The organism is Lentzea sp. NPDC058436 (assembly GCF_042721515.1).
GTDB lineage: Bacteria > Actinomycetota > Actinomycetes > Mycobacteriales > Pseudonocardiaceae > Lentzea.
In genome coordinates, this window is sequence record NZ_JBHXLF010000003.1 from 895171 (window position 1) to 920431 (window position 25261).

33 protein-coding genes and 1 riboswitch are annotated in these 25261 nt (G+C 69.3%); of the genes, 14 read left to right on the forward strand and 19 right to left on the reverse strand.

The genetic code is table 11. The features are described from left to right. The first annotated feature begins 9 nt into the window (after positions 1–9). Together ACFWN2_RS17920 and ACFWN2_RS17925 are read left to right on the forward strand one after the other, a co-directional pair. Complete coding sequence (locus ACFWN2_RS17920) at positions 10–729, forward strand: DUF2848 domain-containing protein (protein WP_382428596.1); 720 nt, start codon at positions 10–12, stop codon at positions 727–729. A 50-nt stretch (positions 730–779) separates the two neighbouring features. Next, positions 780–1304: a GNAT family N-acetyltransferase gene (locus ACFWN2_RS17925; RefSeq protein WP_382428597.1), complete on the forward strand. Its 525-nt coding sequence runs from the start codon at positions 780–782 to the stop codon at positions 1302–1304. Here the strand turns inward: ACFWN2_RS17925 and ACFWN2_RS17930 are convergent. Next, the gene (locus ACFWN2_RS17930; RefSeq protein WP_382428598.1) at positions 1290–1946 is read right to left on the reverse strand and encodes an SDR family oxidoreductase; all 657 of its coding nucleotides are present in this window, start codon (positions 1944–1946) and stop codon (positions 1290–1292) included. The genes ACFWN2_RS17925 and ACFWN2_RS17930 overlap by 15 nt on opposite strands. A gap of 79 nt (positions 1947–2025) precedes the next feature. Between ACFWN2_RS17930 and ACFWN2_RS17935 the strand changes: the two genes are divergently transcribed. Both ACFWN2_RS17935 and ACFWN2_RS17940 read left to right on the forward strand, forming a co-directional pair. After that, positions 2026–2454, forward strand: coding sequence for a winged helix-turn-helix transcriptional regulator (locus ACFWN2_RS17935; protein WP_382428599.1), 429 nt, complete (start codon positions 2026–2028; stop codon positions 2452–2454). Positions 2455–2464: 10 nt separating this feature from the next. After that, positions 2465–2710 (forward strand): hypothetical protein, encoded by a 246-nt coding sequence (locus tag ACFWN2_RS17940; RefSeq protein ID WP_382428600.1) that lies wholly within the window; start codon positions 2465–2467, stop codon positions 2708–2710. Here ACFWN2_RS17940 and ACFWN2_RS17945 read toward each other — a convergent pair. Next, positions 2685–3143: an iron chaperone gene (locus tag ACFWN2_RS17945; protein ID WP_382428601.1), complete on the reverse strand. Its 459-nt coding sequence runs from the start codon at positions 3141–3143 to the stop codon at positions 2685–2687. The two genes, ACFWN2_RS17940 and ACFWN2_RS17945, sit on opposite strands and share 26 nt — an antisense overlap. 76 nt (positions 3144–3219) lie before the next feature. Between ACFWN2_RS17945 and ACFWN2_RS17950 the strand changes: the two genes are divergently transcribed. Together ACFWN2_RS17950 and ACFWN2_RS17955 are read left to right on the forward strand one after the other, a co-directional pair. Beyond that, a complete protein-coding gene (locus ACFWN2_RS17950; RefSeq protein ID WP_382428747.1) occupies positions 3220–4035 on the forward strand; it encodes a 3-methyladenine DNA glycosylase in 816 nt (271 codons plus the stop codon). Between the two features lie 63 nt (positions 4036–4098). After that, positions 4099–5805, forward strand: a complete 1707-nt coding sequence (locus ACFWN2_RS17955) for a substrate-binding domain-containing protein (RefSeq protein WP_382428602.1) — start codon at positions 4099–4101, stop codon at positions 5803–5805. Positions 5806–5817: 12 nt separating this feature from the next. Here ACFWN2_RS17955 and ACFWN2_RS17960 read toward each other — a convergent pair whose 3' ends face one another. Together ACFWN2_RS17960 and ACFWN2_RS17965 are read right to left on the reverse strand one after the other, a co-directional pair. Beyond that, complete coding sequence (locus tag ACFWN2_RS17960; RefSeq protein ID WP_382428603.1) at positions 5818–6630, reverse strand: aldo/keto reductase; 813 nt, start codon at positions 6628–6630, stop codon at positions 5818–5820. Then, positions 6618–7589, reverse strand: coding sequence for a helix-turn-helix transcriptional regulator (locus tag ACFWN2_RS17965; protein WP_382428604.1), 972 nt, complete (start codon positions 7587–7589; stop codon positions 6618–6620). Before ACFWN2_RS17965 ends, ACFWN2_RS17960 begins: the two co-directional genes overlap by 13 nt. Positions 7590–7638: 49 nt before the next feature. Here ACFWN2_RS17965 and ACFWN2_RS17970 point away from each other — a divergent pair, with 49 nt between their 5' ends. From ACFWN2_RS17970 to ACFWN2_RS17985, 4 genes are read left to right on the forward strand one after another with little or no spacing between them, the layout of a single operon-like run. Continuing rightward, positions 7639–8016, forward strand: a complete 378-nt coding sequence (locus ACFWN2_RS17970; RefSeq protein WP_382428605.1) for a DUF3224 domain-containing protein — start codon at positions 7639–7641, stop codon at positions 8014–8016. A 2-nt stretch (positions 8017–8018) separates the two neighbouring features. Further along, positions 8019–8678 carry a maleylpyruvate isomerase family mycothiol-dependent enzyme gene (locus ACFWN2_RS17975; protein WP_382428606.1) on the forward strand — a complete coding sequence of 220 codons (660 nt, stop codon included), beginning with the start codon at positions 8019–8021 and terminating at the stop codon, positions 8676–8678. Between the two features lie 9 nt (positions 8679–8687). Beyond that, positions 8688–9293 carry a class I SAM-dependent DNA methyltransferase gene (locus ACFWN2_RS17980; RefSeq protein WP_382428607.1) on the forward strand — a complete coding sequence of 202 codons (606 nt, stop codon included), beginning with the start codon at positions 8688–8690 and terminating at the stop codon, positions 9291–9293. A 13-nt stretch (positions 9294–9306) separates the two neighbouring features. After that, complete coding sequence (locus tag ACFWN2_RS17985) at positions 9307–9489, forward strand: hypothetical protein (RefSeq protein WP_382428608.1); 183 nt, start codon at positions 9307–9309, stop codon at positions 9487–9489. A 10-nt stretch (positions 9490–9499) separates the two neighbouring features. On the opposite strand, the gene gcvP is transcribed toward ACFWN2_RS17985, so the two are convergent. From gcvP to ACFWN2_RS18030, 9 genes are all read right to left on the reverse strand, one after another. After that, positions 9500–12394, reverse strand: coding sequence for an aminomethyl-transferring glycine dehydrogenase (gcvP, locus tag ACFWN2_RS17990; RefSeq protein ID WP_382428609.1), 2895 nt, complete (start codon positions 12392–12394; stop codon positions 9500–9502). A gap of 155 nt (positions 12395–12549) precedes the next feature. Continuing rightward, positions 12550–12645: riboswitch (glycine riboswitch) on the reverse strand. 56 nt (positions 12646–12701) lie between these two features. After that, on the reverse strand, positions 12702–13670 hold the full coding sequence (locus ACFWN2_RS17995; protein ID WP_382428610.1) for a Clp protease N-terminal domain-containing protein: 969 nt from the start codon (positions 13668–13670) through the stop codon (positions 12702–12704). Positions 13671–13757: 87 nt separating this feature from the next. Further along, the gene (locus ACFWN2_RS18000; RefSeq protein WP_382428611.1) at positions 13758–14324 is read right to left on the reverse strand and encodes a MerR family transcriptional regulator; all 567 of its coding nucleotides are present in this window, start codon (positions 14322–14324) and stop codon (positions 13758–13760) included. Positions 14325–14628: 304 nt separating this feature from the next. Next, entirely contained in the window at positions 14629–15102 is a 474-nt protein-coding gene (locus ACFWN2_RS18005) for a bifunctional nuclease family protein (protein ID WP_089913871.1), read from the reverse strand. 124 nt (positions 15103–15226) lie between these two features. Further along, positions 15227–15769, reverse strand: coding sequence for a MerR family transcriptional regulator (locus ACFWN2_RS18010; RefSeq protein WP_382428612.1), 543 nt, complete (start codon positions 15767–15769; stop codon positions 15227–15229). A 48-nt stretch (positions 15770–15817) separates the two neighbouring features. Further along, positions 15818–16276, reverse strand: a complete 459-nt coding sequence (gene garA / locus ACFWN2_RS18015; protein ID WP_030476302.1) for a glycogen accumulation regulator GarA — start codon at positions 16274–16276, stop codon at positions 15818–15820. Between the two features lie 113 nt (positions 16277–16389). Beyond that, the gene (gene gcvH / locus ACFWN2_RS18020) at positions 16390–16773 is read right to left on the reverse strand and encodes a glycine cleavage system protein GcvH (RefSeq protein ID WP_382428613.1); all 384 of its coding nucleotides are present in this window, start codon (positions 16771–16773) and stop codon (positions 16390–16392) included. A 42-nt stretch (positions 16774–16815) separates the two neighbouring features. Continuing rightward, positions 16816–17397 carry a CDP-alcohol phosphatidyltransferase family protein gene (locus ACFWN2_RS18025; RefSeq protein WP_382428614.1) on the reverse strand — a complete coding sequence of 194 codons (582 nt, stop codon included), beginning with the start codon at positions 17395–17397 and terminating at the stop codon, positions 16816–16818. 114 nt (positions 17398–17511) lie between these two features. Then, the gene (locus ACFWN2_RS18030; protein WP_382428615.1) at positions 17512–17727 is read right to left on the reverse strand and encodes a hypothetical protein; all 216 of its coding nucleotides are present in this window, start codon (positions 17725–17727) and stop codon (positions 17512–17514) included. A 253-nt stretch (positions 17728–17980) separates the two neighbouring features. Here ACFWN2_RS18030 and ACFWN2_RS18035 point away from each other — a divergent pair, with 253 nt between their 5' ends. Both ACFWN2_RS18035 and ACFWN2_RS18040 read left to right on the forward strand, forming a co-directional pair. After that, positions 17981–18649: an ANTAR domain-containing protein gene (locus tag ACFWN2_RS18035; protein WP_382428616.1), complete on the forward strand. Its 669-nt coding sequence runs from the start codon at positions 17981–17983 to the stop codon at positions 18647–18649. 155 nt (positions 18650–18804) lie between these two features. Next, positions 18805–19161, forward strand: a complete 357-nt coding sequence (locus ACFWN2_RS18040; RefSeq protein WP_382428617.1) for an STAS domain-containing protein — start codon at positions 18805–18807, stop codon at positions 19159–19161. Here the strand turns inward: ACFWN2_RS18040 and ACFWN2_RS18045 are convergent. Continuing rightward, a complete protein-coding gene (locus ACFWN2_RS18045; RefSeq protein WP_382428618.1) occupies positions 19158–19826 on the reverse strand; it encodes an ATP-binding protein in 669 nt (222 codons plus the stop codon). The genes ACFWN2_RS18040 and ACFWN2_RS18045 overlap by 4 nt on opposite strands. A 143-nt stretch (positions 19827–19969) precedes the next feature. Between ACFWN2_RS18045 and ACFWN2_RS18050 the strand changes: the two genes are divergently transcribed. Then, positions 19970–20368: an ATP-binding protein gene (locus tag ACFWN2_RS18050; RefSeq protein WP_382428619.1), complete on the forward strand. Its 399-nt coding sequence runs from the start codon at positions 19970–19972 to the stop codon at positions 20366–20368. A gap of 110 nt (positions 20369–20478) precedes the next feature. Further along, a complete protein-coding gene (locus tag ACFWN2_RS18055; RefSeq protein WP_382428748.1) occupies positions 20479–21210 on the forward strand; it encodes a SigB/SigF/SigG family RNA polymerase sigma factor in 732 nt (243 codons plus the stop codon). On the opposite strand, the gene ACFWN2_RS18060 is transcribed toward ACFWN2_RS18055, so the two are convergent. From ACFWN2_RS18060 to ACFWN2_RS18080, 5 genes are all read right to left on the reverse strand, one after another. Continuing rightward, positions 21183–21500 (reverse strand): WhiB family transcriptional regulator, encoded by a 318-nt coding sequence (locus tag ACFWN2_RS18060; protein WP_382428620.1) that lies wholly within the window; start codon positions 21498–21500, stop codon positions 21183–21185. The two genes, ACFWN2_RS18055 and ACFWN2_RS18060, sit on opposite strands and share 28 nt — an antisense overlap. Before the next feature lie 74 nt (positions 21501–21574). Next, a complete protein-coding gene (gene argS, locus ACFWN2_RS18065) occupies positions 21575–23308 on the reverse strand; it encodes an arginine--tRNA ligase (protein ID WP_382428621.1) in 1734 nt (577 codons plus the stop codon). Positions 23309–23369: 61 nt separating this feature from the next. Next, positions 23370–24050, reverse strand: coding sequence for a M50 family metallopeptidase (locus tag ACFWN2_RS18070; protein WP_382428622.1), 681 nt, complete (start codon positions 24048–24050; stop codon positions 23370–23372). 164 nt (positions 24051–24214) lie between these two features. Continuing rightward, positions 24215–24817, reverse strand: a complete 603-nt coding sequence (locus ACFWN2_RS18075) for a DUF4383 domain-containing protein (RefSeq protein WP_382428623.1) — start codon at positions 24815–24817, stop codon at positions 24215–24217. A 36-nt stretch (positions 24818–24853) separates the two neighbouring features. Further along, positions 24854–25156, reverse strand: a complete 303-nt coding sequence (locus ACFWN2_RS18080; protein ID WP_382428624.1) for a hypothetical protein — start codon at positions 25154–25156, stop codon at positions 24854–24856. Between the last annotated feature and the right edge of the window lie 105 nt (positions 25157–25261).

Here is a 25261-nt window from a genome sequence, read left to right on the forward strand (position 1 = left end):
GAGTACCGCATGTCTACCGCTCGTACACAGGCTGTGACCCACCTCGGCACGCTGGCTTTCGACCTGCCTGACGGCACTGTCGCCGAGGTCGCCGTGACGACCCTGCTCAACGGCGGCTACGCGGGGCGCAGCCAGGACGACGTGGCCGCTCACGTGCGCGAACTCGCCGAGCTGGGCGTGCCGGCGCCGTCCGTGACGCCGAGCCTCTACCCCGTCTCGCCGTACCTCGCGCAGCAGACTTCTTCGGTCCCCGCGCAGCACGGCCGGACCTCGGGCGAGGCCGAGTGGGCGTTGGTCGTCCCGAACGATTTCAAAGCAGGTTCAGATGTCCTTCTGACGGTCGCATGCGACCACACGGACCGCGCGCTGGAAGTCCACGGCGTGGCCTGGAGCAAGAACGCGGGGCCCGACGTGCTGGGGCGCAAGGCGTGGCGTCTCGCCGACGTGGCGGACCGGATCGACTCGATCGAGCTCACGGCGTGGGCGGACGGCGTGGAGATCCAGCGCGGCACGCTCGCCGAGCTGCTGACCCCGCAGTACTGGGTGGACCGGCTGAAGGAGCTGGACCTGCTCGCCCCCGGCACCGTGCTGCTGTCCGGCACGATCCCGATGCACCACGGCGTGGACCAGTTCGCGTCGAAGTGGCGCGTGGAACTGCGCGACCCGGCCACCGGTGACGTCATCGACTGCGAGTACGAGGTGGCGAAGCTGCCCGAGCCCATCGGCTGAACCCGTAATCGAGTCGAGGTCCGTCACGCACCTGCGCTACAAAGTCGGGCATGGAGCTCCGGAAGCTGAGTGAGGCCGACGGCGAGGAGCTGGTCCGGGCCGTCACGGAGTCGCTCGACCACTTGAAGCCGTGGTCACCGTGGGCGGCCAACGGCTACAGCTCGGAGATCGCCGCCGCGTTCCTCCGCAAGGCCGCTGAGGAGTGGGAGGGCGGAACTGCGTTCGCCCACGCCATCACCGTCGGCGGCGCGATCGTCGGTGTGGTGACGGCGATGCGCCGCGCGCGGGACCTCGTGGAGATCGGGTACTGGCTCCACGCCGGGCACACCGGACGTGGCCACGCCACCGCCGCGACCGCGGAGCTCGTCGAGTTCGCGTTCGCGCTGGACGGCGTGCGCAGGGTCCAGATCTGGCACGACGAGGCCAACGTGGCGAGCAGCGGTGTGCCGAGGCGGCTCGGGTTCACCGAGGTCGAACGCCGCACACCGGCGCGCGAGCCCGCGATCGGCAGGCGCGTCGGGGTGGACGTGGTGTGGGAGCTGCGGCGGGAGGACGCGCGCTCACGAGGCCAGTGAGGCCTTCACCGCGCGGGTGCGGTCGTCGGCGAGGACCTCGTCGTCGCCGTTCTCGACGGCCTGGAGCACCTGCTCGACGAGGTCCTCGGTGGTGATCTTGGGGCCGTCCTGGCCCGCCGCCATGTCGGTGTCGATGAAGCCGGAGTGCACCGCGACGACCCTGGTTCCCTGGTCCCGCAACGCTTCCCTGGTCGACTTCGTCAGCGACCACGCCGCCGCCTTGGTCGCCGCGTAGCCGCGCCAGGCCGGACGGCCGACGAACGACAGGATGCTCAGCACGTTGACGATCGTGCCGCCGCCGTTGGTCTTCAGGATCGGCGCGAACGCGTCCGTCGTGCGGACGATCCCGTAGAAGTTGACGTCGAACTCCGCCTTGATGCCGTCGACGCCGGCGTCGGGCACGAGCACGCCCGCGTTGTTCACGACGATCGTGACGTCACCGAGCTCCTTCGCCGCGGCGGCGACGTCCGCGTCGTCGGTCACGTCCAGCCGCACCGGGATCACGCCCTCGTCCACCACGGACGCCGTGTTCCGCGCGCCGCCGTAGACCTTCGCGCCGCGCTTCACGAACTCCTGCGCGAACGCCCTGCCGAGCCCGCGGTTGGCCCCGGTCACCAGCACCACAGCACCGTTGAATCCCATGACTACCTCCTGAGTTGGACTTCCCAACTCACGTTAGCGAGGTTAGTTGGATTTGCCAACTCACTGCTAGGATGGTCACATGGCACCCCGAAGCTGCTCCGTCGCGAACGCACTGGAGGTCGTGGGCGAGCGCTGGTCACTGCTGGCGTTGCGCGAGGTCTTCTTCGGCAACACGCGGTTCGACCAGATCGTGGCGAACACCGGCGCGTCCCGTGACGTGCTGACCGCGCGCCTGAAGAAGCTGGTCGCCGCCGGTCTGCTGGAGAAGCGCCAGTACTCCGAGCACCCGCCGCGGCACGAGTACCACCTGACCGACACTGGCCGGGCGCTGCACAACGTGTTCCTGATGCTCAAGGAGTGGGGCGACGACTACGTGACGCAGGGCCCCCTCCCGCTCGTGTACCGACACTCGTGCGGCCACGTGCTGGAGCCGCGCGTCGTGTGCGCGCACTGCGGCGAGGAGGCGACCGCCGAGTCGCTCAGCGGTGCGGGAGAGCCGGTCCACTAGGTTGGGCGGCATGAGTGACGACGACGAGGACGAGTTCGCCGAGGACGACGAGTTCGAGGACGAGGAAGACCCGGACGATCTCTTCGCCGTCACGCCCGAACCGCGCACGGTGTGCCACCTGTGCGGGGGCGCGAGCTACATCGCGGCACCGACGCTCGCGATCATCGGCGGCGCGCCGCGGACCGTCGACAACGGGCGGGAGTGCCCGCACTGCAACGGCGCGCGGACGTTCACCGGGCTCGTGCCGCCGCTTTAGCCCTGTTCTCGGCGTGCCAGTCGACGAACCGCGGCACCGACAGGCGCGCGACCTCGTCGGCGACGACGTCGAGGGCCAGGTCGGAGGACCGCTTGAAGCGCACGCAGGCCTTGCCCATGTCGAGCTTCTTGCCGGTCTCCGCCCACCTGGCCCTGAACGACTCCTCGAACTCCTCCATCACCGTGGTCAGGTAGAGGGAGTAGTAGCGCTTCTGGGCGGCGAGGGCGACGTAGAGCAGCGGCTTGCCGTTGTAGGTCGGGCCGCTCACCTCCAGCGGGACGCCGTAGGTGATCAGGCCCCAGTCCATCGCCTCGACGTAGCCGTCGGGGAGGTTGGCGAGGACCACGTCGCGCACGGCCTCGACCTCGGCACGCTGCTCATCAGGCAGTTCGGCGAGGTACTGGGCCACCGTGGAGGCGTTGCTCTTCACCATTCGCGTACGGTAATCGCCCGTGGAAGTCCTGACCCGAGCCCAATGGCACCAATCGCGCGATGCGCACGTCGCGCGCATGCGCCGGTTCACGGGTCCGCACCAGGAACGGAAGCTTCGCAAGGAGAAGCACCCGGTGATGGACTTCCTCTTCACGTACTACAGCCATCGGCCCGTGCGGCTCGAACGGTGGCATCCCGGGCCCGGTGTCGTTCTTGAGGACGCGGACGAGTACCTGGAGTTCCCGCACTACAAGCGGATCGATGAGGGCGTCACGCTCGACGTCGACAGCTTCCTCGGGCAGCGGGCCAAGACGCTGGAGTTCGTCCAGGCGCTGCTCACGGCGACGCTCAGCCGTCCCGCACGGCTCGGCTGCTTCGGGCTGCACGAGTGGGCCATGGTCTACCGGCAGCAGCCGGAGGAGGTCCGGCACAACGCGTGGCCGCTGCGGCTCGGCAGCGACGGCACCGACGAGGTGGTCGAGGCGAGCCGGATCCAGTGCGGGCACTTCGACGCGTTCCGCTTCTTCACTCCACCCGCTCGGCCGCGCAACGCTCTGCAGCCCACGCGTGACGACCAGTTGTCGAACGAACAGCCGGGTTGTTTGCACGCGAACATGGATTTGTTCAAGTGGGGCTATAAAATGGAACCCGCGACACCCTCCGAGTTGGTGGCCGACTGCTTCGAACTGGCCGCTGACGTGCGCGAACTCGACATGCGGGCATCGCCCTACGACCTGGAGCAGCTCGGGTACGGGCCGGTGCGGATCGAGACGCCGGAGGGACGCGCTGAGTACGTCCGGCGGCAGGCGGAGTTCGCCGATCGGGCGCGACCGTTGCGAGAACGGCTCATCTTCGTTTGCCAGTCGATACTTACAGTGACTTCACTCTGCTGAACGAGTTCACCTGTTAGCGTGATTGGCGGTCGTCGGGGGCCGCTGAGTAGTTGTGAGGGATCGATGTCTCGACACCGCGCTCTGCGGGCGAAGGTGAAGCGCGGAATCGCCAAGTGGCCCGTGCTCATCGTCGTGCTCGTGGTGCTGATTGGTCTCAGCTGGCTCGCGCTGTCCTGGGCCGGTGGGGTGCTCGACAAGCGCTCGCAGGCGCTGGCCCAGAACTGCAGCGAGGGCGACTCGGTGCTGCGGGTGGCCGTGACGCCCAGCGTCGCCGAGGCCGTGCGGGACGTCGCGCAGGCCTACAGCGCGACCCGGCCCGTCGTGTACGACCACTGCATCGCGATCGAAGTGACGTCCGCGGACTCCTCCGCGGTGCTCGAAGGCCTGACGACCACCTGGGACGAGGAGAAGCTCGGCAAGCGGCCCCACGCGTGGCTGCCCGACTCGACCCTCTGGGCCAACCGCCTCTCCGCGCTGAACGCGAAGCTGGTCGGCTCGGCACCCAAGTCCGTCGGCACCTCCCCGGTGCTGCTCGCCGCCCCCGAGGCCGCCGCGCCGGTGCTGAAGGACTTCCGCTGGTCGGACATGCCCGAGGTGACGGACTGGGAGAAGTACGGCCAGTCCTGGGGCCGGTTCAGCGTCGCGATGCCCGACCCGGCAGCGAACACCGCGTCCGCGCTCGCGATCCAGTCGGCGCTCGCCGGCGGCGCGGGCCCCGTGACGGCGGAGTCGCTCGGATCGGACGCCTCGAAGTCCGCGCTGTCCAAGCTCGCGGCCGCGGTGCCGCCGGAGGTTCCCCCGACGACGCGGGACGCGCTGCGGCGCCTGGGTGACAGCGCCACGGTCAACGCGGCGGGCTTCTCCGTCACGCCGGTGTCCGAAGTGGACCTGTTCCGACACAACACGGGCAAGGAGGCCCCGTCGAAGCCGCTGGTCGGCGTGCTGCCGGCCGGACCGGCTCCGGTGGCGGACTTCCCGTACGTCGCACTGGGCGGCACGGAGGTCGGCGAAGCGGAAGTCCGTGCGGCGCAGGCGTTCCGCGACTTCATGACCGAACCGTCGCAGCAGGCGATCCTCGCGAAGGGCGGGCTGCGCGTGGAGTCCACTCAGGACCGTCCGTCGCCGTCGCCGGGTGTCTCGTGGTCTCCCGTCACGGAGAACCTCGTCGCGGCCGACGCCACGACCACGCAGCAGATCTCGTCGGCCTGGCAGTCCGCCGACCGCGGCGGGCAGGTCGTCACGGTGCTCACGGACGTCTCGACGTCGATGAAAACCCGGCTGGACAAGGTGAAAGCCGCTCTGCGCGGCCAGGTCGACCGGTCGGTCTCCGGCTCGTTCGGCCTGTGGGAGTTCGCGCGCGACCTCGACGGGTCCAAGCCGTACAAGCAACTGGCCGCCACCGCCGCCGTCAGCGAGAAGCGCGACGCGTTGCGCAGGGCGGTCGACGCGCTCAAGACCGCCGAGGGCTCGCAGCTCTACAGCTCGCTGGCGGCCTGCTACGAGACCGCGCACGACGGGTTCGTGGCCGGGCGGGTCAACCGGGTCGTGGTGATCACCGACGGCAAGTCCGACGGCGGCATCGACCTGGAGAACCTCAAGTCGCAGCTGCACGGGACGGACCTGCCGGTCAGCTTCATCGCGATCGGCGGTGACGTGGACAAGGACGCGCTGACGGACATCGCGCAGACGACCGGCGGTTCGGTGTCGGTGGTGGAGAACGAGAACGGCGTGGAGGCCGCGCTCGGTCAGGTCCTGTCGACCAAGGCCTGACCGGGGCGCGGCTCAGCCCCCGTTGAAGCGGTCCGGGTCGGGGCCGGTGCGGGTGCCGTTGTCGAGCTCGGTGATCACCAGCATGTCGTCGGGTGCCAGTTCGAAGTCGAAGATGTCGATGTTCTCCTTGACCCGGTAGGGCGTGACGGACTTCGGGATCACGACGCTGCCGAGCTGGACGTGCCAGCGCAGCACGATCTGCGCCGGCGTCTTGCCGTACTTGTCGGCCAGGCCGACGAGGTCGGGCTCGCGCAGCAACCTGCCCTGGGCGAGCGGTGACCACGCCTCGGTGACGATGCGGTGCGTGACGTGCACCTTGCGCATCTCTTCCTGCTGCAGCAACGGATGCAGCTCGATCTGGTTCACCGCCGGAGTGGTCGGGAACTCGTCGAACAGGCGCTGCAGGTGCGGGGTGTGGAAGTTCGAGACGCCGATCGCGCGCACCCGGCCGTCGGCGTACAGCTGCTCCAACGCGCGCCAGCTCTCGGCGTAGAGGTCGCGCTTCGGGGTCGGCCAGTGGATGAGGTAGAGGTCGAGCACGTCGAGACGCAGGCGGCGCATGCTCTCGTCGAACGCCCGCAGCGCCGAGTCGTAGCCCTGGTCGGCGTTGCGCAGCTTGGTGGTGACGAACAGGCCGGGGACGCCGGCGATCGCGTCGCCGACACCGGACTCGTTGCCGTAGGCCGCGGCCGTGTCGATGCTGCGGTAACCGGCCTCGATCGCCGTCGTGACCGCACCGGCCACCTGGTCCTCCGGCACCTGGTAGACGCCGAAGCCGAGTTGAGGGATCCGTACTCCGTTGTTCAACGAGATCAGCGGAACCATGCGGGTAGCTTCGCACCGTTGTAGACGTCCTGCATCGCCTTGATGATGTCGGCCAGTTCACGCCGGAACTCGTTTGGTGCCAGGACTTCCACGTCCGCACCGAATTTGAGCAGGTCAGCCGTGGCGTGCCTGGTCGACTCGGTGGGGAAGCCGAACTCCTCACCGGGTTCGGGCGCCAGCTCCCGGATCACGCGTGCCTGGTAGCCGCTGAGCAGGTACTGGGTCTTGTCCAGCCCGGACCGCGTCATGCGCACGGTGACGCGTTCGCCGTACATGCGCGCCTCGAACCGCTCCGACCAGTCGGCCCAGAAGCGCGCGAGGTCGAAGTCCTCCGGACGGTCGAACGTCTCGGGCAGGGCCTGCAGCGTCAGCACGCGGGACACGCGGTAGGTGCGGCCGCTGCCGACGAAGTACCAGGTGCCCGCCTTCAGCACGAGCCCGTACGGGTCGACCTCGCGTTCGACGACCTCGTTGCCCCACCGCTGGTAGGTCATCCGCACGCGGCGCTGCTCCCAGACGGCGTCGGCGATCGTGGCGAGGTGCTCGGTGGGTTCGTCGCCGCGGAACCACGTCGGGGTGTCGAGGTGGAACCGCCTGCGGATCTGCTCGGCGCGGGAACGCAGTTCGGTCGGCAGCGCGGCGAGGAGCTTGAGCTGGGCGGCGGCCGCGAACTCCCCCAGCCCCAGTGCCTCCGCCGGTCCGGGGAGGCCCGCGAGGAACAGCGACCGCGCCTCGCCGGTGGTGAGGCCGGTGAGCCGGGTGCGGTAGCCGTCGACCAGCTGGTACCCGCCGGCCGGGCCGCGGTCGGCGTAGACGGGGACGCCGGACGCTGAGAGGGACTCGATGTCGCGGTAGATGGTGCGGGGCGAGACCTCCAGCTCCTCGGCCAGTTCGTCGGCCGTCATCCGGCCCCTGGACTGCAGGAGCAGGAGGACCTGGAGGAGCCTGCCGGATTTCATGGAGCAAACCTGACACGATCTGTCAGGAATTGCCAGCAGAGTGACGGTCATGAAGGCAACCGGAACCATCGAAGTGAAGAGCTGGGACGAGAAGACCTGGGACGGCCGGTCCTACAAGGAGGTCGAGGGGCGCAAGCTCACCGAGGCGCACGTCCAGTTCTCGTACACGGGTGACGTGAGCGGCGTCGGCAGCTGCCGGTACCTCATGTACTACGGCGACGACGTGGCGTGGACGACCGCGATCGAGGAGGTCGTGACCGACGAGGGCACGCTGGTACTGCGGCACGTCGGCGCCTACCGGTCCGCTGTGGAGGGTTCCACCGAGGTCGTCGACGGCACCGGCAGGTACCTGAACGCGCGAGGTGCGGTGACGATCGACTGGGCGGAGGATGGCAGCGGCACCTACACCCTGGAGTACGAGGTCTGACCATGACCAACGCCCCCATCTACGACGCGGCCAAGCAGCGGATCACCTCGCTCGTCGAGGGCCGTGACCCGCAGACGCCCGTGGCGGCGACGCCCGGCTGGTCGGTCAAGGACGTGGTGGCGCACCTCGCCGGCGGTCTGCGCGACTTCGTGGACCGCCGGTTCGACGGTGTCGAGTCCGGCGAGTGGGGCGAACGGCAGGTGCGCGACCGCCGCGACAACTCGCTGTCCGACGCCTTCGCCGAGTGGGACGCGAACCTGGACCTGGCCCGGCCGTTGTTCGACACGCCGATGGGGCCGGTGCTGGTGTCCGAGGTGGTGGCGCACGAGCACGATCTCCGTGCGGCACTGGGGGTTCCTGGTCACCGGGACGGCGTCGAAGTGCGGGCGGCGCTGGTGCGGCCGTTGCAGGAGCTCGACAAGCGCATGCGGGAGAACGACGTGCCTGCGCTGCGGATCACGCTGGAGCACGGCGACCGCGTGCTCGGCCACGGCGACCCGGCGGGGACGTTGCGGACGACGTCGTTCGAGCTGGTGCGGGCCATCGGCGGGCGGCGGTCCGCGGACCAGATCAAGGCGATGGACTGGGACGGGGATCCGGACGTGTGGATCTCCGCGCTGGCGTTGTTCGGACGGCACCGCCCGGAGCCGTTCGAGGAGTAGCTTTCCCGCGTGACCGAGTGGCTCGCCGACACCCGCGACTCCTACGACACCGTTGCCGCCAGCTATGCCGAACTCACTCGTGACCTGCTGGCCGGTCTGCCCCACCTGCGGGCGGCGCTGCGCTTGTTCGCCGAGGAGGTGAGCGGGCCGGTCCTCGACGTCGGTTGCGGGCCCGGTGACATCACCGCGCGGCTGAACGACCTCGGGGCCGACGCGTCCGGGATCGACCTCTCCCCCGCGATGATCGCGCTCGCCCGGCGCAACCACCCCGAGCTGCGGTTCGAGGTGGGGTCGATGACGGACCCGCTGCCCGGACCGGTCGGCGGGATCCTCGCCTGGTGGTCGCTGATCCACGTGCCGGACGAGCTCGTGCCCGTCGTGCTCGGGCACTTCCACGACGCGTTGCGGCCGGACGGGTTGCTGCAGCTGGGTTTCCACGTCGGTGACCGCACGAACCTCAAGACGCAGGGCTACGGCGGGCACCCGATGCAGGTGAACGTGCACCTGCGCCCTCCGGACCGGGTGGCGCAGTGGCTGCGGGACGCCGGGTTCACCGTCGAGGCGCGGTGGCTGCTCGGAGAGGACGGCGCGATCCTGTTCGCCCGGCGCGGGTGAGACGATCTGCACCGTGTCGGACGAACAGACGTGCCAGCGTTGTGGTGAGACGGTCGAGCTGGAGGCCGAGGACTTCGCGCTGTTCGAGCGGATGCACCCGGACTGCTTCCACTTCGCGTTCGAGCACGACCTGGCGAAGCCGGGCCTGAGCCCCGACGAGAACTGCGGCGACGACGCCTGTCCCGTCGGGGCCTGAAAGCCCTCGATCAGCTGCTGTACGCCTCAAGCGGCGGGCAGGAGCAGACCAGGTTGCGGTCGCCCTTCGCGCCGTCGATGCGGCGGACCGGCGGCCAGATCTTCGGGGTCGCGCTCTGGCCGGCGGGGAAGACGGCCTCCTCGCGGGTGTACGGGTGGTTCCACTCGCCGACGGTCACGCAGGCCGCGGTGTGCGGGGCGTTGCGCAGCGGGTTGTCCTCGACGGGCCACTCGCCGGCGCCGACGCGGTCGATCTCGTGCTTGATGGCGATCATGGCGTTGATGAACCTGTCGATCTCGCCCAGGTCCTCGGACTCGGTCGGCTCGACCATCAGCGTGCCGGCGACCGGAAACGACATGGTCGGGGCGTGCAGGCCGTAGTCGGCGAGGCGCTTCGCGACGTCGTCCACCGTCACGCCGGTGGCCTTGGTGATCGGGCGCAGGTCGAGGATGCACTCGTGGGCCACGAAGCCGCCCTCGCCGGTGTAGAGGACCGGGTAGTGCTCGTCCAGGCGCCGTGCCACGTAGTTCGCGGCGGCCACGGCCGTCAGGGTCGCGCGGCGCAGGCCGTCGCCGCCCATCATGCGCACGTACGCCCACGAGATCGGCAGGATCGACGCGGAACCCCACGGGGCCGCGGAGATCGGGCCGACGCCGGTGGCCGGGCCCGCGGTGGGCTGCAGCGGGTGGTTCGGCAGGAACGGCGCGAGGTGCTCGCGGACGCCGATCGGGCCGACGCCGGGGCCGCCGCCGCCGTGCGGGATGCAGAACGTCTTGTGCAGGTTCAGGTGCGAGACGTCCGAGCCGAACTTGCCGTACCTCGCCAACCCGATGAGGGCGTTGAGGTTCGCGCCGTCGACGTACACCTGGCCGCCCGCGTCGTGGACCAGGCCGCAGACCTCGCGGACGGTGTCCTCGTACACGCCGTGGGTCGACGGGTAGGTGATCATGATCGCGGCCAGGTCGTCGGCGTGCTCGGCGACCGTGGTGCGCAGGTGGCCCATGTCGATGTTGCCCTTGTCGTCGCACTTCACGACGACGACGCGCATGCCGGCCATGACGGCGGACGCGGCGTTGGTGCCGTGGGCGGACGACGGGATCAGGCAGACGTCGCGGGCGGCGTTGCCGTTGGCGCGGTGGTACGCGCGGATGGCGAGCAGACCGGCGAACTCACCCTGCGAACCGGCGTTGGGCTGCAGCGAGACGGCGTCGTAGCCGGTGACCTCGGCGAGCCAGGCCTCCAGGTCCGACACGATCTTCAGCATGCCGCGCGCGTCCTCGACGGGCGCGAACGGGTGCAGGCCCGAGAACTCCGGCCACGTGATGGACTCCATCTCCGCGGTGGCGTTCAGCTTCATCGTGCAGGAGCCGAGCGGGATCATGCTGCGGTCCAGGGCGACGTCCTTGTCGGACAACGCGCGCAGGTAGCGCAGCAGGGCCGTCTCGGAGCGGTGCGCGTGGAAGACCGGGTGGGTCAGGTAGTCCGAGGTGCGGCGCAGGTCGGCCGGGATGCCGTCGGCGGTGTCGGCGTCGATGGCGTCCACGTCGGCCTTGGTGACGCCGAACGCCTCCCACACGGCGATGATGTGCGCGCGCGTGGTCTTCTCGTCGCACGCGATGGCGACGACGTCGGCGTCGACGAGACGCAGGTTGATGCCGGCCGCGCGGGCCTTCTCGACGACGGCGGCGGCCTCACCGGGAACGCGGACCTCGACGGTGTCGAAGAACTCGCCGTGCACGACGTCCAGACCGGCCTCGCACAGGCCCGTGGCGAGCACGGTGGCCAGGCGGTGCACGCGGGTCGCGATGGCGCGCAGGCCCTCGGGGCCGTGGTAGACGGCGTACATGGACGCGATCACGGCCAGCAGCACCTGAGCGGTGCAGATGTTGGACGTGGCCTTCTCGCGGCGGATGTGCTGCTCGCGCGTCTGCAACGCGAGGCGGTAGGCCAGCGAGCCGTCCGCGTCGACGGAGACACCGACGAGACGGCCGGGCAGCTGACGCTCCAGACCGGACCGGACGGCCATGTACCCGGCGTGCGGGCCGCCGAAGCCGATCGGCACGCCGAAGCGCTGCGTGGTGCCGACGACGACGTCCGCGCCGATCTCACCCGGAGCGCGCAGCAGGGTCAGCGCGAGAAGGTCGGCGACGACCACGGCCTGCGCGCCCGCGGCGTGGATCTCCTCGATCAGACCGGCCTGGTCGCGCACCACACCGGACGCGCCGGGGTAGGACAGCAGCACGCCGTAGAAGTCGCCACCGAGGCCCAGGCCCTCGATGCCCTGCGACAGGTCGGCGACGACGATCTCGATGCCGAGCGGCTCGGCGCGCGTCTCGATCACGGCCAGCGTCTGCGGCAGCGTGTCGGCGTCGACGACGAACTTGTTCGACTTGGACTTGCCGGCGCGGCGCACGAGCGTCATCGCCTCGGCGGCGGCGGTCGACTCGTCCAGCATGGACGCGTTCGCGGTCGGCAGGCCCGTCAGGTCGCCCACCATCGTCTGGAAGTTCAGCAGCGCTTCGAGGCGGCCCTGCGAGATCTCCGGCTGGTACGGCGTGTAGGCCGTGTACCAGGCGGGGCTTTCGAGCACGTTGCGCAGGATCACGCCCGGCGTCACGGTGTCGTAGTAGCCGAGGCCGATCATCTGCGTCATCGGGCGGTTCTGCGACGCGAGCTCACGCAGCTCCGCGAGCGCCTCGGTCTCGGTGGCCGGCGCGGGCAGGTCCAGCACGAGGTCGCGTTCGTGGATGGACGACGGAACCGCGTGCTGCGCCAGTTCCTCCAGCGATCCGACGCCGATGACGTCGAGGATGCGCGCGAGTTCGGCGGGGCGCGGACCGACGTGGCGGTCGGCGAACGGGGTGCCGTGCTCGAGAGCGGCGAGCGGAATGCGGTCCTGCGTCATCTAACGCCTCCGGGGGTGGCTGCGGGCACACTGGTCCTGTGCCCTCCCCGCTCTGTCCGTACCCCGGCTGGGGCGCCTGAGAGGTTCACCCGTTGCGAGAACGGGCTTTCACCGTCGGCGGGATTCCCTTGCGGGAGTCCACTTTCCAGAGGCGTCTCGCTCTGGCGGTCCTGGATGCCTGAGAGGTTCCCGGGGAGGGACTTGCTCCTTCGGCGCCGGGCTCGTGACCCGGTCTCTCCCGCCTGAGTTCAGCGACTACCCGAGAAGAATACCCGCAGGCAGCCCGGGTAGTCGCTAGGGACGCGACCTACGTCTCAGTGGCGAGACCGGCGAGCGCTCCCGCGACGGGGTCCGCCGGGTCGTCGCGCACCGCCGCGAGCAGGTGCCGGGTGCTCACGATGGCGTCACCGCGCCGGGCCGCGACGAGCTTCGCGCGTTCCACCGCGCGGTCGACCGAACCGCCTTCCGGCAACGCCGCCGGGTCCACTCCGGCCTCGCGCAACGCCGCCGCGCCGTCCGACTCGAACTCCGGCTTGAGCCTGCGGCCCGCGACCTTCAGGTGGTGGTCGACCGTCAGCACCGCCTCCACGAGGTCGCGGGACGAGAAGTCGCGCTTCGCGGCCACGGCGAGGAGCTGGGCCTCGGCGCGCACGACGGTCAGCAGCGGGCCGCCCAGTCCCTGACCCTTCGCGACCAGGCGCATCAGCCAGCGCACGTACCCGCCGCCGGCGTCCCCTTCGAGCGCGCCCGCCTTGCGCAGCAACCGGACGGCCCTCGCCTCCTCGACCTCGGCGTGGGGTCGCGCGGCATCGGCTCGTACGGCGGCGGCCGTCGCCTCGACGTCCACTCCGCGCAGCAGGAACAGGTCGGCGGCACGTCCGGAACGCTGCTTCAGCAACGCGAGCGAGAGGTGGGTCGTGGTCAGCACGCCGTCGCCGGCCTGGGCGAACGCCGCGAGCAGGCACTCGTGCAGCGCACGGCTGACGGGCGGCACGGTCTCCAGGGCGAGGCGGTCGCAGGAGACGTTCAGCAACGCCGTGACGTCCGGATGAGCCTCGGGAACGACACCGCCGTCGTCGTCGGCCCAGGTCTCGGTCCCCCGCGCCATCGCCTGGGCCCGCAGCGACTTCACGCCGAGCTTGCGGCCGGGCCCGGTGGTGTCGATCAGCGAGATCAGCAGGTTCTCGGTGCCGACGAAGCCGAACTCCAGCCGCACCGCGCGCTGCGCCGCCGCTTCCAGCACCTTCACGACCTGATAGGAGGGGGTGTGCGTCATGCGGAGAACGCTAGGGGCGCAGCGGTTCCGCTCGCTTCTGCCGACCGGCCATCCCACGGCGCCAGTCGGCCACGGTCGTCGGGCCGGTCAGCCGGTGGCGCGCTCGCGACGGCGGCGGGTCAGCTCGTCCTCGGTCATCGGGGCGATCTCGACGCCGTCCGCTCGTTCGGCCGGGAACTCGTGGATCGTGCCGGAGATCTCGCGCATCGCACCGCTCACCGCGATGCCGAACACGCCCTGACCGCCCTGCAGCAGATCAACGACCTCTTCCGGTGAGGTGCACTCGTAGACGGTGGTGCCGTCGGAGAACAGGGTGATCTTCGCCAGGTCCTGCACGCCGCGTCGGCGCAGGTGGTCGACCGCCACCCTGATGTTCTGCAACGAGACACCGGTGTCCAGCAGCCGCTTCACGACCTTGAGGACCAGGATGTCCTTGAAGGAGTACAGCCTCTGGCTGCCGGAGCCGTGCGCCATCCGCACCGTCGGCGCGACCAGCCCGGTCCGTGCCCAGTAGTCGAGCTGCCGGTACGTGATGCCCGCGACCTGACACGCCGCGGGTCCTCGGTAACCGACGAGCTCGTCCGGCAGCGAGGAGTCCGGGAACAGTTCACCCTGCAGCCCGGATTCGGCCCTCAAGGGCGCTTCCTCGACCACGCCTGCCTCCCCTCGGAACGGCCACGAAACTCATGACCGTCAAGCCGCCGCGTCCGCTTTCACGGCGCGGCGACGTCCACTCGAGTTCGACGGTAGGACCGGTCCGAGGGCAGGTCAACGCGACGCGCGGGGAGTGTCGACCCTCAACCTCAGGTGGAGAGTCACACCGTCACCCGAACTAGCACGTTCAGGTGACGTTTAGTGATCGTTTAGCGGTCAAAACGACCGTAAGTAGTCCGATGGAGGGACGTCCAAACGAACTGCCTCGTGCCCTAACGAGACGCAGTGCGACACACCCGGAAACTCAGGTGTCCGCGCCCCTGAAGTCCTCGGGGGAGACCGAGTCGAGGAACTCGCGGAACTTCTCCACCTCGTCCTCCTGCTCGTCCGGGATGATCAGGCCGGCCTCGGCGAGCACGGCCTCCTCGGCGTGGATCGGCACGCCGACCCGCAACGCCAGCGCCACCGAGTCGGACGGCCGCGCGGACACCCGCACGTCGCCGTCGAACACGAGCTCCGCGAAGAACGTGCCCTCCTGCAGGTCGGTGATCCGCACCTGCTCCAGGTTGCGTCCCAGCGCCCCGATGACGTCCTTCAACAGGTCGTGGGTGAGCGGACGCGCGGGACGCACGCCCTGCTGCTCGAGCGCGATCGCCGTGGCCTCGACGGATCCGATCCAGATCGGCAGGTACCGCTCGCCCTCGGTTTCCCGCAGCAGGAGGATCGGCTGGTTCTGGGGCAGCTCCACCCGGACGCCCACGACGCGCATCTCACTCATCGGGTCTCGCCTCCCTCTGACTCGTTGGGGAGTACCCGGTTCGTCTCCGAGCATCCCCCGGCGTATGCGTTCGACGCTACCCGCCAAGCGGGCCGTGTGCTCAATCGTTGCGGGCAGAACGTGATCAAGATGATTGCCGCAACCCTGCTCTCACCAACAACGTGTGCAACGAGGTGAAGAGGTCAGCCAATTCCCGCACCGTCTCAGGATCTGAGAACGAGTTCAGCACGACGACCTCGTGATCCGCTGCCGCGCGGACCGCGCGCAGGTGTTCGCGCTCGACGCCGAGACCGGTCATCAGCCGGATCGTGCGGAGCGCTGTGATGTCGTCGGTGGTGAACCGGCCACCGGGGCCGGGACGCAGCAGACCGTCGCGCTCCAGCTGGGACAGCTGGTCGGCGCTGGTTCCGGTCTGGGTCAGCAGTTCGATCCGGGAGACCGACGCCGCGTCCTCCGGGACGGCGGCGAGCTGCTCGCGGATCACCTTGAGCGGTAAGTACCTGTCCCGTTGTGCGGACAGCACGAACCGCAACCTCTCGACGTCCGCCACGCTGAACTGGCGGTAGCCGGAGGCGGTGCGTGCCGGGCGGACCAGCCCCTCCGCTTCCAGGAAGCGGATCTTGGAGATGGTGACGTCGGGGAACTCGGGACGAAGCTGTGCGAGCACAGCTCCGATGCTCGAGTCCCCGCGTTGTGGCCGCCCGGCCGTCACGCGTCAGGCTCCCGCGGAGCCAGGACCCGTCAGGAAGACGAGGCGGAACTTGCCGATCTGGACCTCGTCACCGTTCGCGAGGACGGCCTGGTCGACCGGCTCGCGGTTGACGTAGGTGCCGTTGAGGCTGCCCACGTCGATGACGACGAACTCGCCGCTCTCCCGGCGGAACTCGGCGTGCCGGCGCGAGACCGTCACGTCGTCCAGGAAGATGTCGCTGTCGGGGTGGCGCCCGGCGCTCGTCGTGTCTCGGTCCAGCAGGAACCGGGAACCGGCGTTCGGACCGCGCTTGACCACGAGCAGCGCGGAACCGGCGGGAAGGGCGTCAACACCGGCAACGGCCGGCTCCTGTGCGGGCGCCTCGGCGCCGCCTTCCATCTCCTGGAGGAAGTCCGCCCGGAAGACGGAGGTCCGCTCCGGGGACTGCTCCGGCGGAACGCCTGGGCCGTCGTTCGTGCTCACCTGAGCTCTCCTCCTGCTGCTGGATCCGTCACTTCCGGTAAAACCTATCGCGTTGGGGTCACCGCCTTCAGCGCGGCTCCCCTTCCGGCCGAAGATCCGGCGAAAGATCGACGTCACTCCTTCTCCACCAACGCCTTGTACGCGTCCGCGTCCAGCAGGCCTTCCAGCGCCTCGGGGTCGTTCAGCCTGATCTCGACCATCCAGCCCTCGCCGTACGGGTCGGTGTTCACCGAGTCCGGGGCCTGGACCAACGCGTCGTTGATGGCGACGACCTCACCGTCGAGCGGCGAGTAGAGGTCGGAGACGCTCTTGGTCGACTCGACCTCGCCGAACGTGTCACCCGCCGCCACGGTGTGACCGACCTCGGGCAGCTGGACGAAGACGACGTCACCGAGCTGTTCCTGGGCGTAGTCGGTGATGCCGACGCGCACTGTGCTCTCGCCACTGCTGGCGATCCACTCGTGCTCCTCGGTGTAGCGAAGCTCCTCGGGAATCAACTGACTGCGCTCCTCGTGCTGAACCTGTATGGGGTGATCTTTTCACGCGACCGTGCGAGGTGTGGTCCTCAGGGCCAGGAAGAACTGGTAGACGTACAGCAGCGCCGACCACAGGTAGAGCGCCCCGCCCCAGGCCGTGAACGCGTAGGCGAACGGCAGGGCGACCTGCGCCCACCCGGAGTCGCCCTGCGCGAGGAGCAGCAGGGGGAAGGCGTACAGCAGGTTGAACGTCGCGGCCTTGCCCAGGTAGGTCACCTCGAAGGTGCCCCAGCCCCGTTGCCGCAGCACCAGCAGGCAGATGCCGACGACGACCTCTCGCCCCACGAGCACGAGGGCGACCCAGAGCGGCACGATGTCCCTGATGACGAACGCCAGCAGCGTGCAGAACACGTAGAGGCGGTCGGCGGCGGGATCGAGCAGCGCGCCGAGGTTGCTCATCTGGTTGAGCCAGCGCGCGAGCTTGCCGTCGAGCCAGTCGGAGAGCCCCGCGAAGACGAGGACGAGCAGCGCCCAGCCGTCCGCGCGGGGTCCGAGCAACAGGTACAGGAAGAGCGGAACACCGGCCAGCCGCAACACGCTGAGCAGGTTCGGAATCGTCAGCAGGCGATCAGCCGGATCACGCACACCCGCACTCTAAACGAGTGACTGCGCAGGGGCTGCCGGATGGCGTCACGGCACGCGGTGCGACTGGTTGCGGGTGTGGCGGTCGTTCTGCGTACTTCGTTCAGTTTGCGAGGTTCAGGCGGTGCGTGTGTGCGTCCAGCCCCGGCGCTGCATCTCGGCGCCGGTGATGGCGTGCGGGCGACCGCGGTCGTCACGACCGACCCAGCGGGCGCGGAAACCCTCGAGCACGTAGGCGTGGCCGCGGCTCCAGACCACGCTGCACGGCGTGGTCGGCAGTGCCGAGTCGCACTCCGCGTCCTGCTGCGGCTGGGTTTCCATGGCGGTTCTCATTTCTGTCCCTCCGTGACATCAGGGATGTCGCGTGCCGGGGGTCCGGCGTTATCCCTGCAAACGAATTCTGGCGGACTGTGGTTCAGAACACGTGACGTGTTCGGATCCAAAGCGTTAACTGGATCGATCGGCGCGCCGAGCTGTCCGGGCCCGAAGCGGAACGGATCTCCGGGTCCTTGCCTGCGCAACCGTTCGTCGTACGCCGATGACCGCACAACGCCCGCCTGACATCGGCCGGGGCTAACCTCCACGGGTGGACCAGGTGAAATTCGGTGCTGAGCTGCTCAACAGGTTGATGACCCACCTGTGCGAGCAGATGGACGGATGCCCCGGCGTGGGTCTGAGCGTCTGGCCGGGTGCCCAGCAGCTGCGGTCCGTGGGCGTCGCCGGGGAGCTGGACCAGGCCCAGCTCGACGCCGGGGAGGGGCCACTCGTCGTCGCCTCCCGCGACGAACGGCAGACGTCCGGGCCGATCGGTGACCTGCACGTGGTGGCGGTGCCGGGCAGCTGGGGCGACAGCGGTCCGGTGGTGCTGACCGTCTACCTGGACCACGCTCCGCAGCTCGCGGACTTCAAGGCGATCGAGGAGATGGAACCGCTCGTCGCGCACGCCGCGTCGGTCGTGGAGTTCTGCGCCGGCGAGACCCTGCGCGCGGACCAGATGGTCAAGATGGTCCAGCACCGCAGGTACATCGAACAGGCGAAGGGCCTGGTGATGGGGGCCAGGCCGAGCGCGCCCGGCGAGGCGTTCGAACTGCTGGTCCGCGCGAGCCAGCACGCCAACGTGAAGCTGCGCGACGTGGCCACGGCACTGGTCCTGACCGTGGGCGGGACGCTGGAGGACAGCGCCGAGGAGGTGGTCACTCCGCCGTCCGCCGCGCACGAGGTCGCGAAGCGGCTCTGGTCCGCCCTGAAGAGTTGAGATCGCGGTTTGAACCGACCATTGTCCGGGTACGGACAGCAGGACCTGTCCTGTTGTGCGGGCTCTCCCGTACGGTTGAGTCCGCAGCGGTTGAGCCAGCAGCCGCATCGGGGCCGCTGCGTGGCGGCTCCCTGTATGTGAGAGGGAGTACTTCGGTGACTGTGCAGGATCCACGTGCGGAGCAGATCGAGCTGAAGGTGCGGCAGCCGGCGCCCGGAGTCACCGTCCTCGCCGTGTCCGGTGAGGTCGACATGGTGTCGGCGCCCTCGTTGCGGGAAGCGCTCGTCAACGGGCTGGGCGACGGCGGCACCTTCGTGGTGGACATGACCGGTGTGACGTTCCTCGGCTCGGCCGGGCTCGCGGTGCTCGTCGAGGCCGCGAAGCTGGCTCAGCAGCAGGACGCCACCCTCAAGGTCGTGGCGACCGCTCGGGCCGTGACGCGCCCGCTGGAGGCCACCGGCCTCGGTGAGGTCTTCAACCTCCACCAGTCGGTCGACTCCGCCCTGAGCTAGAGCGTCCGCACGGTGAGCCGGTTACCGGCCGCCCTGAGCGCCTCAGCGACGTCGTGAAGAGCACGGTCCACACCGCTCTTCTCCACGCCGAGCCCGCTGAGGTCGACGGTCAGCGGCACGGTGCCTCCGCGGGCGGCCGTGGTCAGCGTGCGGCGCAACGACGGCCCCGCCTCGGCGGGCACGTCCCCGCACACGACCGCCACAACGCCGGAGGAGGTCTCGTGGACCTGCACGTCGCACTCGGGTGCGCCTCGGGTCACGGGCTGCACCGGCGTGCGCGCCCGGCGCAGGCTGACGGTCGTTCCGCTCGCCCTGCGGACGATGTCGACCTCGTCCACGCTCTCCCGCATGAGCAGAAGCCCTCGTCCGCGCATCGTCAGAGCCGGTGGCGGCACCCGCCACTGGCCGTGGTCGGTGACGTCGACCTGGGTGGCCCCGTCCGCACCGAAGTGGGCACGCACCTCGACGGTGCCGTGCGCGGGGCCGGGGTAGGCGTGCTCGACGGAGTTGTTGATCGCTTCGCTCACCGCGAGCACGAGGTCGTTCGCCTCGTCCTCGTCGAACCCGCCGGCCCGCAGCCACTCGCGGAGCCGGTGCCGCACAGGCCCGACCTCGTGCGGGTCAGCTGGGAAGCGGAGAGCCAGGTAGTCCTCGTGCACCAGCACAGCGCTCCCTTCCGATGGTTGCCTCTGCCAGGTGATTTCCCGGCGGGACCGGCCACTACACGTGCCAATGCGCGTGTGAAATGAGATCGATTCGGGTACGGCAGGACCTGCCGGCCTTCAGCAGAACGGACTACGAGGTGGCTGTGACTCAATTGTCAGGCGTCGAGCTCCGGATGGCGGCGGACCCCACGCAGCTGTCCATCGTGCGTGCGGTCGCCGCGGACATCGCGATGCGTCAGGACTTCGACCTCGACTCGATCGAGGACCTGAAGCTCGCCGTTGACGAGACGTGCTCGACGTTGATCACGCTGGCGGCACAGGACGCCGTGCTCAGCGCTCATTTCGCGGTGGACGACAGAGGTGCCGTCCACGTCTCGGCGAAGGTCTCCGCGAAGTCGGCGGCGGGCCCCGACGAGGCCAGCTTCGGCTGGCGCGTGCTCACCGCGCTCGTCGACTCGGTGCAGACCAGAGTCGAGGAGACCGAAGGGTTCGTGGTGCACATCGCCCTCGTGAAGTCCACGGCAGGGGCGGTGGATGCGTGACCGGGGCGGACGTGACCGGGGCCGAAGAGGTCACCAAGACCGAGGACGCCAAGGTCGACGAGGCCAAGCCGGAGGTCGCGACCAAGTCGCGTTCCGGTGACTACGACCACCTGGCTCCGCTGTTCGCCGAGCTCGCGGCCACGCCGGAGGGCCCCAAGCGCGAGACGCTGCGGGACAGGCTCGTGACGGAGCACCTCCCTGTCGCGCAGCACATCGCGCGCAGGTTCGGCCACCGCGGCGAACCGCACGAGGACCTGGTGCAGGTCGCGACGGTCGGACTGATCAACGCGGTCGACCGCTTCGACCCGGAGCGGGGCAGCGACTTCCTGTCGTTCGCGGTGCCGACGATCATGGGCGAGGTCCGGAAGTACTTCCGGGACTCCAGCTGGTCGGTGCGCATGCCGAGGCGGCTCAAGGAGCTGCACCTGGCGATCAACGCGGGCACGTCGCGCCTGTCGCAGTCACTGGGCCGCGCGCCCACGCCGTCGGAACTGGCCGAGCACCTGGGCCTGTCCCGCGAGGAGATCCACGAAGGACTCGCGGCGGGCAACGCGTACCAGAGCGCGTCGCTGGACGACATGCTGATGTCGGAGGACTCGTCGATCTCGCTCGGCTCGACCATCGGCGAGGAAGACCCCGAGATCGCCATGATCGAGCAACGCGAGGCGCTGCACCCGTTGCTGGAGAAGCTGCCGGAGCGCGAGCGCAAGATCGTGATCATGCGCTTCTTCGGCAACATGACCCAGACGCAAATCGCGCAGAAGGTCGGCATCTCCCAGATGCACGTCTCGCGTCTGCTCGCGAAGACGTTGCGTCAGCTGCGGGACGTGCTGGAGGAGTAGGCGCGGACACGGCGCCGGGCCGCGTTCACGATCTGGCGCCGTTCGTCCTCTCCCATGCCGCCCCACACGCCGTACGGCTCCTGAGCCTCCAGCGCGTGGGCGCGGCATTGCGCGAGAACCGGGCAGTGCCCGCAGATCGCCTTGGCCTTCTCCTCCCGAGCCGCCCGCGCGTACCCGCGCTCGTTGTCCGGGTGGAAGAACACCGCGCTGTTCTGGCCGCGGCACAGTCCGTCCATCTGCCAGTCCCACACGTCGGTGACCGGCCTGGGCAAACGAGTGGTGCAGGTCATCGCGACTCCCTGAGGGGCTGAGGGGAAAGAGTTGCGATCTCTGCGTACCTCTGCCTGACCAGGGATAAACCTGTTTACAGCCTTTCGGGTGCCCCGATGCCCAGCAGCGACAGTCCCAGCGTGAGCACGCGTGAGGTCAGCGTGAGCAGGTGCAGCCGCGAGTCCTGCAACTCCTGCGTCTCGGCCTTCGCGACCGGACAGTTGTCGTAGAACGTGGAGAACGCCGTCGCCGTCTCGAACAGGTAGTTCGTGAGCTTGTGCGGTGCGAGCTCGTCGATGGCCGCGTTGATGGCGGTGGGCAGCTGCAGCAGCTTCAACGCCAGAGCCTGCTCCGCCGGTTCCTGGAGCACGAGCGGCGCGTCCCCGGCGGGGACACGCCCGACCTTGCGTCCGATGGAGATGGTGCGCGCGTTCGCGTACTGGATGTAGACGGACGTGTCGCCGGTCTTGGCGAGCATCTTCTCCCAGGTGAAGACGTAGTCCTTCTCCCGGTCGCTGGAGAGGTCCGCGTACTTCACCGCGCCCAGTCCGAGCGTGCGGGCGAGCGCGTCCTTCTCCTCACCCTCCACTTCGGACGTGTCGGGCATGACCCCGTACGAGTTCTCGACGGCCTCGTTGAGGAGGTCGATCAGCTTGATCGTGCCGCCGGCCCGCGTCCGGATCGTCTTGCCGTCGGAACCGAGGATCGTGCCGAACCCGGTGTGCACGGCGGTGTGCGCGTCGTCCAGCCAGCCGGCCTGCTTCGACGTCGCGAAGATCATCTGGAAGTGCTGCGCCTGCGGCGTGCCGACGACGTAGATCAGCTCGTCGACCTTCCGGTCCCGCACCCAGTACCGCACGGTCGCGAAGTCGGTGGTGGCATAGCCGTAGCCGCCGTCGGACTTCCGCACGATCAGCGGCAGCCGGTCGCCCTCGCGGTTGGTGAACCCCGGCGGGAACACGCACAGCGCGCCGTCACTGGTCTCGATGAGACCCTTCTGCTGCAGCTCGGTGATCGTGTCCGCGAGATACGGGTTGTAGAAGCTCTCGCCGTAGTTGTCGCCGGCGGACAACCCGATCTCCAGCATCTCGTAGACCTGGTTGAAGTGCCGCTGCGACTCCCCCACCAGCTCGTGCCACAGCTTGAGCGTCGTCTCGTCGCCGCCCTGCAGCAGCACCACCCGCCGCCGCGCCCTGTCGGCGAACCCCGGCTCGTTGTCGAACTTCTGCCGGGCCTGCTGGTAGAACGCGTTGAGGTCGCTGATCTCGTGGTCGGTGCCGTGGCCCTCGTCCGTCATGTGCTCGATGAGCATGCCGAACGGCGTGCCCCAGTCACCGAGGTGGTTGTGCGGGATGACCTCGTGCCCGGCGAACGTCAGCAGCCGGCAGAACGCGTCACCGATGATCGTCGAGCGCAGGTGCCCGACGTGCATCTCCTTGGCCACGTTGGGGCTGCTGTAGTCGATGGCGATCCGGCGCGGCTCGTCCGTCGTCGGCACACCGAGCCGGTCGTCGCTCAGGAGCGCGGCGGTCTGCGCCTCCAGCCACTCCCTGCGCAGCTTCAGGTTGATGAAGCCGGGCCCGGCGATCTCCGCCGACTCGACCGCGTCCGCGGCGTCGAGGTGCTCGACGATCAGCGCGGCGACCTCGCGCGGGTTCTTCCCGATCTTCTTGGCCAGGCTCATCGCGACGTTGCACTGGTAGTCGGCACCGTCTCGGTTGGACGGTCGGATCAGCGCTTCCTCGGCGGTGATGTCCACGTCCAGGGCGACGCGCAACGCCCGCGCGACCCGCTGGCCCAGTTCAAGCCCGACATCCCCACGCAGCACTGAACCCACCTCTCACCCGCTGGCTTGTTCGCTCGAGTATTTCACCCGGACCAAACCGGATTCACCACCGGCCGAGCAACAGCGCCCCGCCACCCACCAGGGCGGCCAGGCTGACCACGCCGAAGAACGTCACCCACCCCAGCGCGGGCACCCCGGTGAGCCAGGCCAGCTGGTCGGCGTCGGACCGGGGCGCCTGCCGCCGCCACCGCTTGACCTGCAACTCCCACACGGGCCGGACCCCGCCGAGCAACAGGAACCAGGCGAACACGTACGCGGCCGCGTCCCGCACCTCCAGCGAGGCGTAGAAGGACACGAACAGGAACACCCCGCCGGTGACGATGATCGACAGGACGCCGAAGACGTTCCGGATCATCACGAGCATCGCGGCGAGGAACCCGATGCTGATCCACAGCATCAGCTGGATCTGCTCGTTGGTGATCAGCACCGCCGAGCCGAACCCGAGCAGCGAGGGCGCGACGTACCCGGCCAGCGCCGTCAGCACCATGCCGGGCCCGCGCGGCTTTCCCCGCGACACGGTGAGCCCGGACGTGTCCGAGTGCAGCTTGATCCCGCTCAGGCGGCGCCCGGTCAGCACGGCGAGCAGCGCGTGCCCGCCCTCGTGGGCGATGGTGATGACGTTGCGGGTGACCCGCCAGATCCCGTGCAGCGCGACGGCCAGGAACGCGGCGAGCGCGGTTCCCCACGTGATCAGCACTTCGCCGGTCAGCAACTCGGAAGGCATCGCGCCATGGAAACAGACGCCACGTCAGTCCTGCGTAGGGGCCCGGACACCGCAGGGCCCGGAAACGAGACAGATGCGCCGCGGGAGGCCCGAGGGCCTGACGCGACGCATCTGTGCCGGACAGGGGACGTCCGGGTGACCGGGGCAGGGGGACTGCCCTGGTGTCAGTGCTTGATCTTGTCCTTGCTCACCCGCTCCGTGTTCGGGTCGACCACCGCCTGTTCCTGGGTGATCGGCTCCCTGCGTGCCGCGGGAAGCGGCTCGGTGATCGGCGTGCCGTCCCGTTCGTCGCGGAACGCCTCCGAACGCGGCTCCGGCACGACGGGCTCCTCGTCCTCGACCAGCTTGCGGCGCGCGGGCATGACCGCGAGCAGCAGGCCGAAGACGGCGAGGCCGAGGTGCAGCCAGTTGTCGTTCGTGTTGACGGCCAGCGGGTTGCCGTACTCGTCCGCCGGGTTCTGGGCGAGGATCCCCGTGATCATGAGGTCCCAGACGAAGAGCGCGGCGAAACCGGCGAACAGCAGCCAGCCGTACAGCCGGGCGAGGCCCGAACCGAGGGCCATGAGCAGGCCGAGCACGCCGACGGCCACGAGCACCGTGTTGTGCAGCGGGTTCACCGAGAACCCGAGGACGTACGACTGGGCGGCCCAGTCGCCGACCCCGGTGCGGGTGAAGCCCACGACGCCGAACACGATGAACGCGATGCCGGCCAGTCCGGCCAGCAACTGCACCGGCTGCAGACCGGCGACCTTGATGCGGTGGGTCATGTCGCCCTCCAGGCTCCGTTTCTGTCGCTCGCCGGTTTACCCCGCCTTCACGTTTGTCAAACCGTTCACCGAAACGTCGGGCATGCCGTTGCGCGGTACGACGACGTTCCGCTTGGCCACGTGCACCACACGCGCGCGTGCGGGGTTCACCAGAACGGTGACCTCCGCGTTCAGTTCCGTGTACGCGCGAACTTCGAGCTGAGTGCCGCGCGCGGCCGCGTTGCGCAACGCGGCGGTGAGCGTGTCGAGGTTCCACGGCTTGACGAGGCGGAACTCGAACTCGTCGACGTGCAGCACGGCCCAGAGCTCGGTGTTGGTGGGTGGATCGGTCGGGTTCATCAAGACGTTCCCCCTCGGGGTGGTGGGCTCCGGGACGCCGCGCCCACCGCTCGGCGCCCCGGAATTCTGTTGCCGACGGCGGTGTCGCCGGTGGGTCGTCAGCAC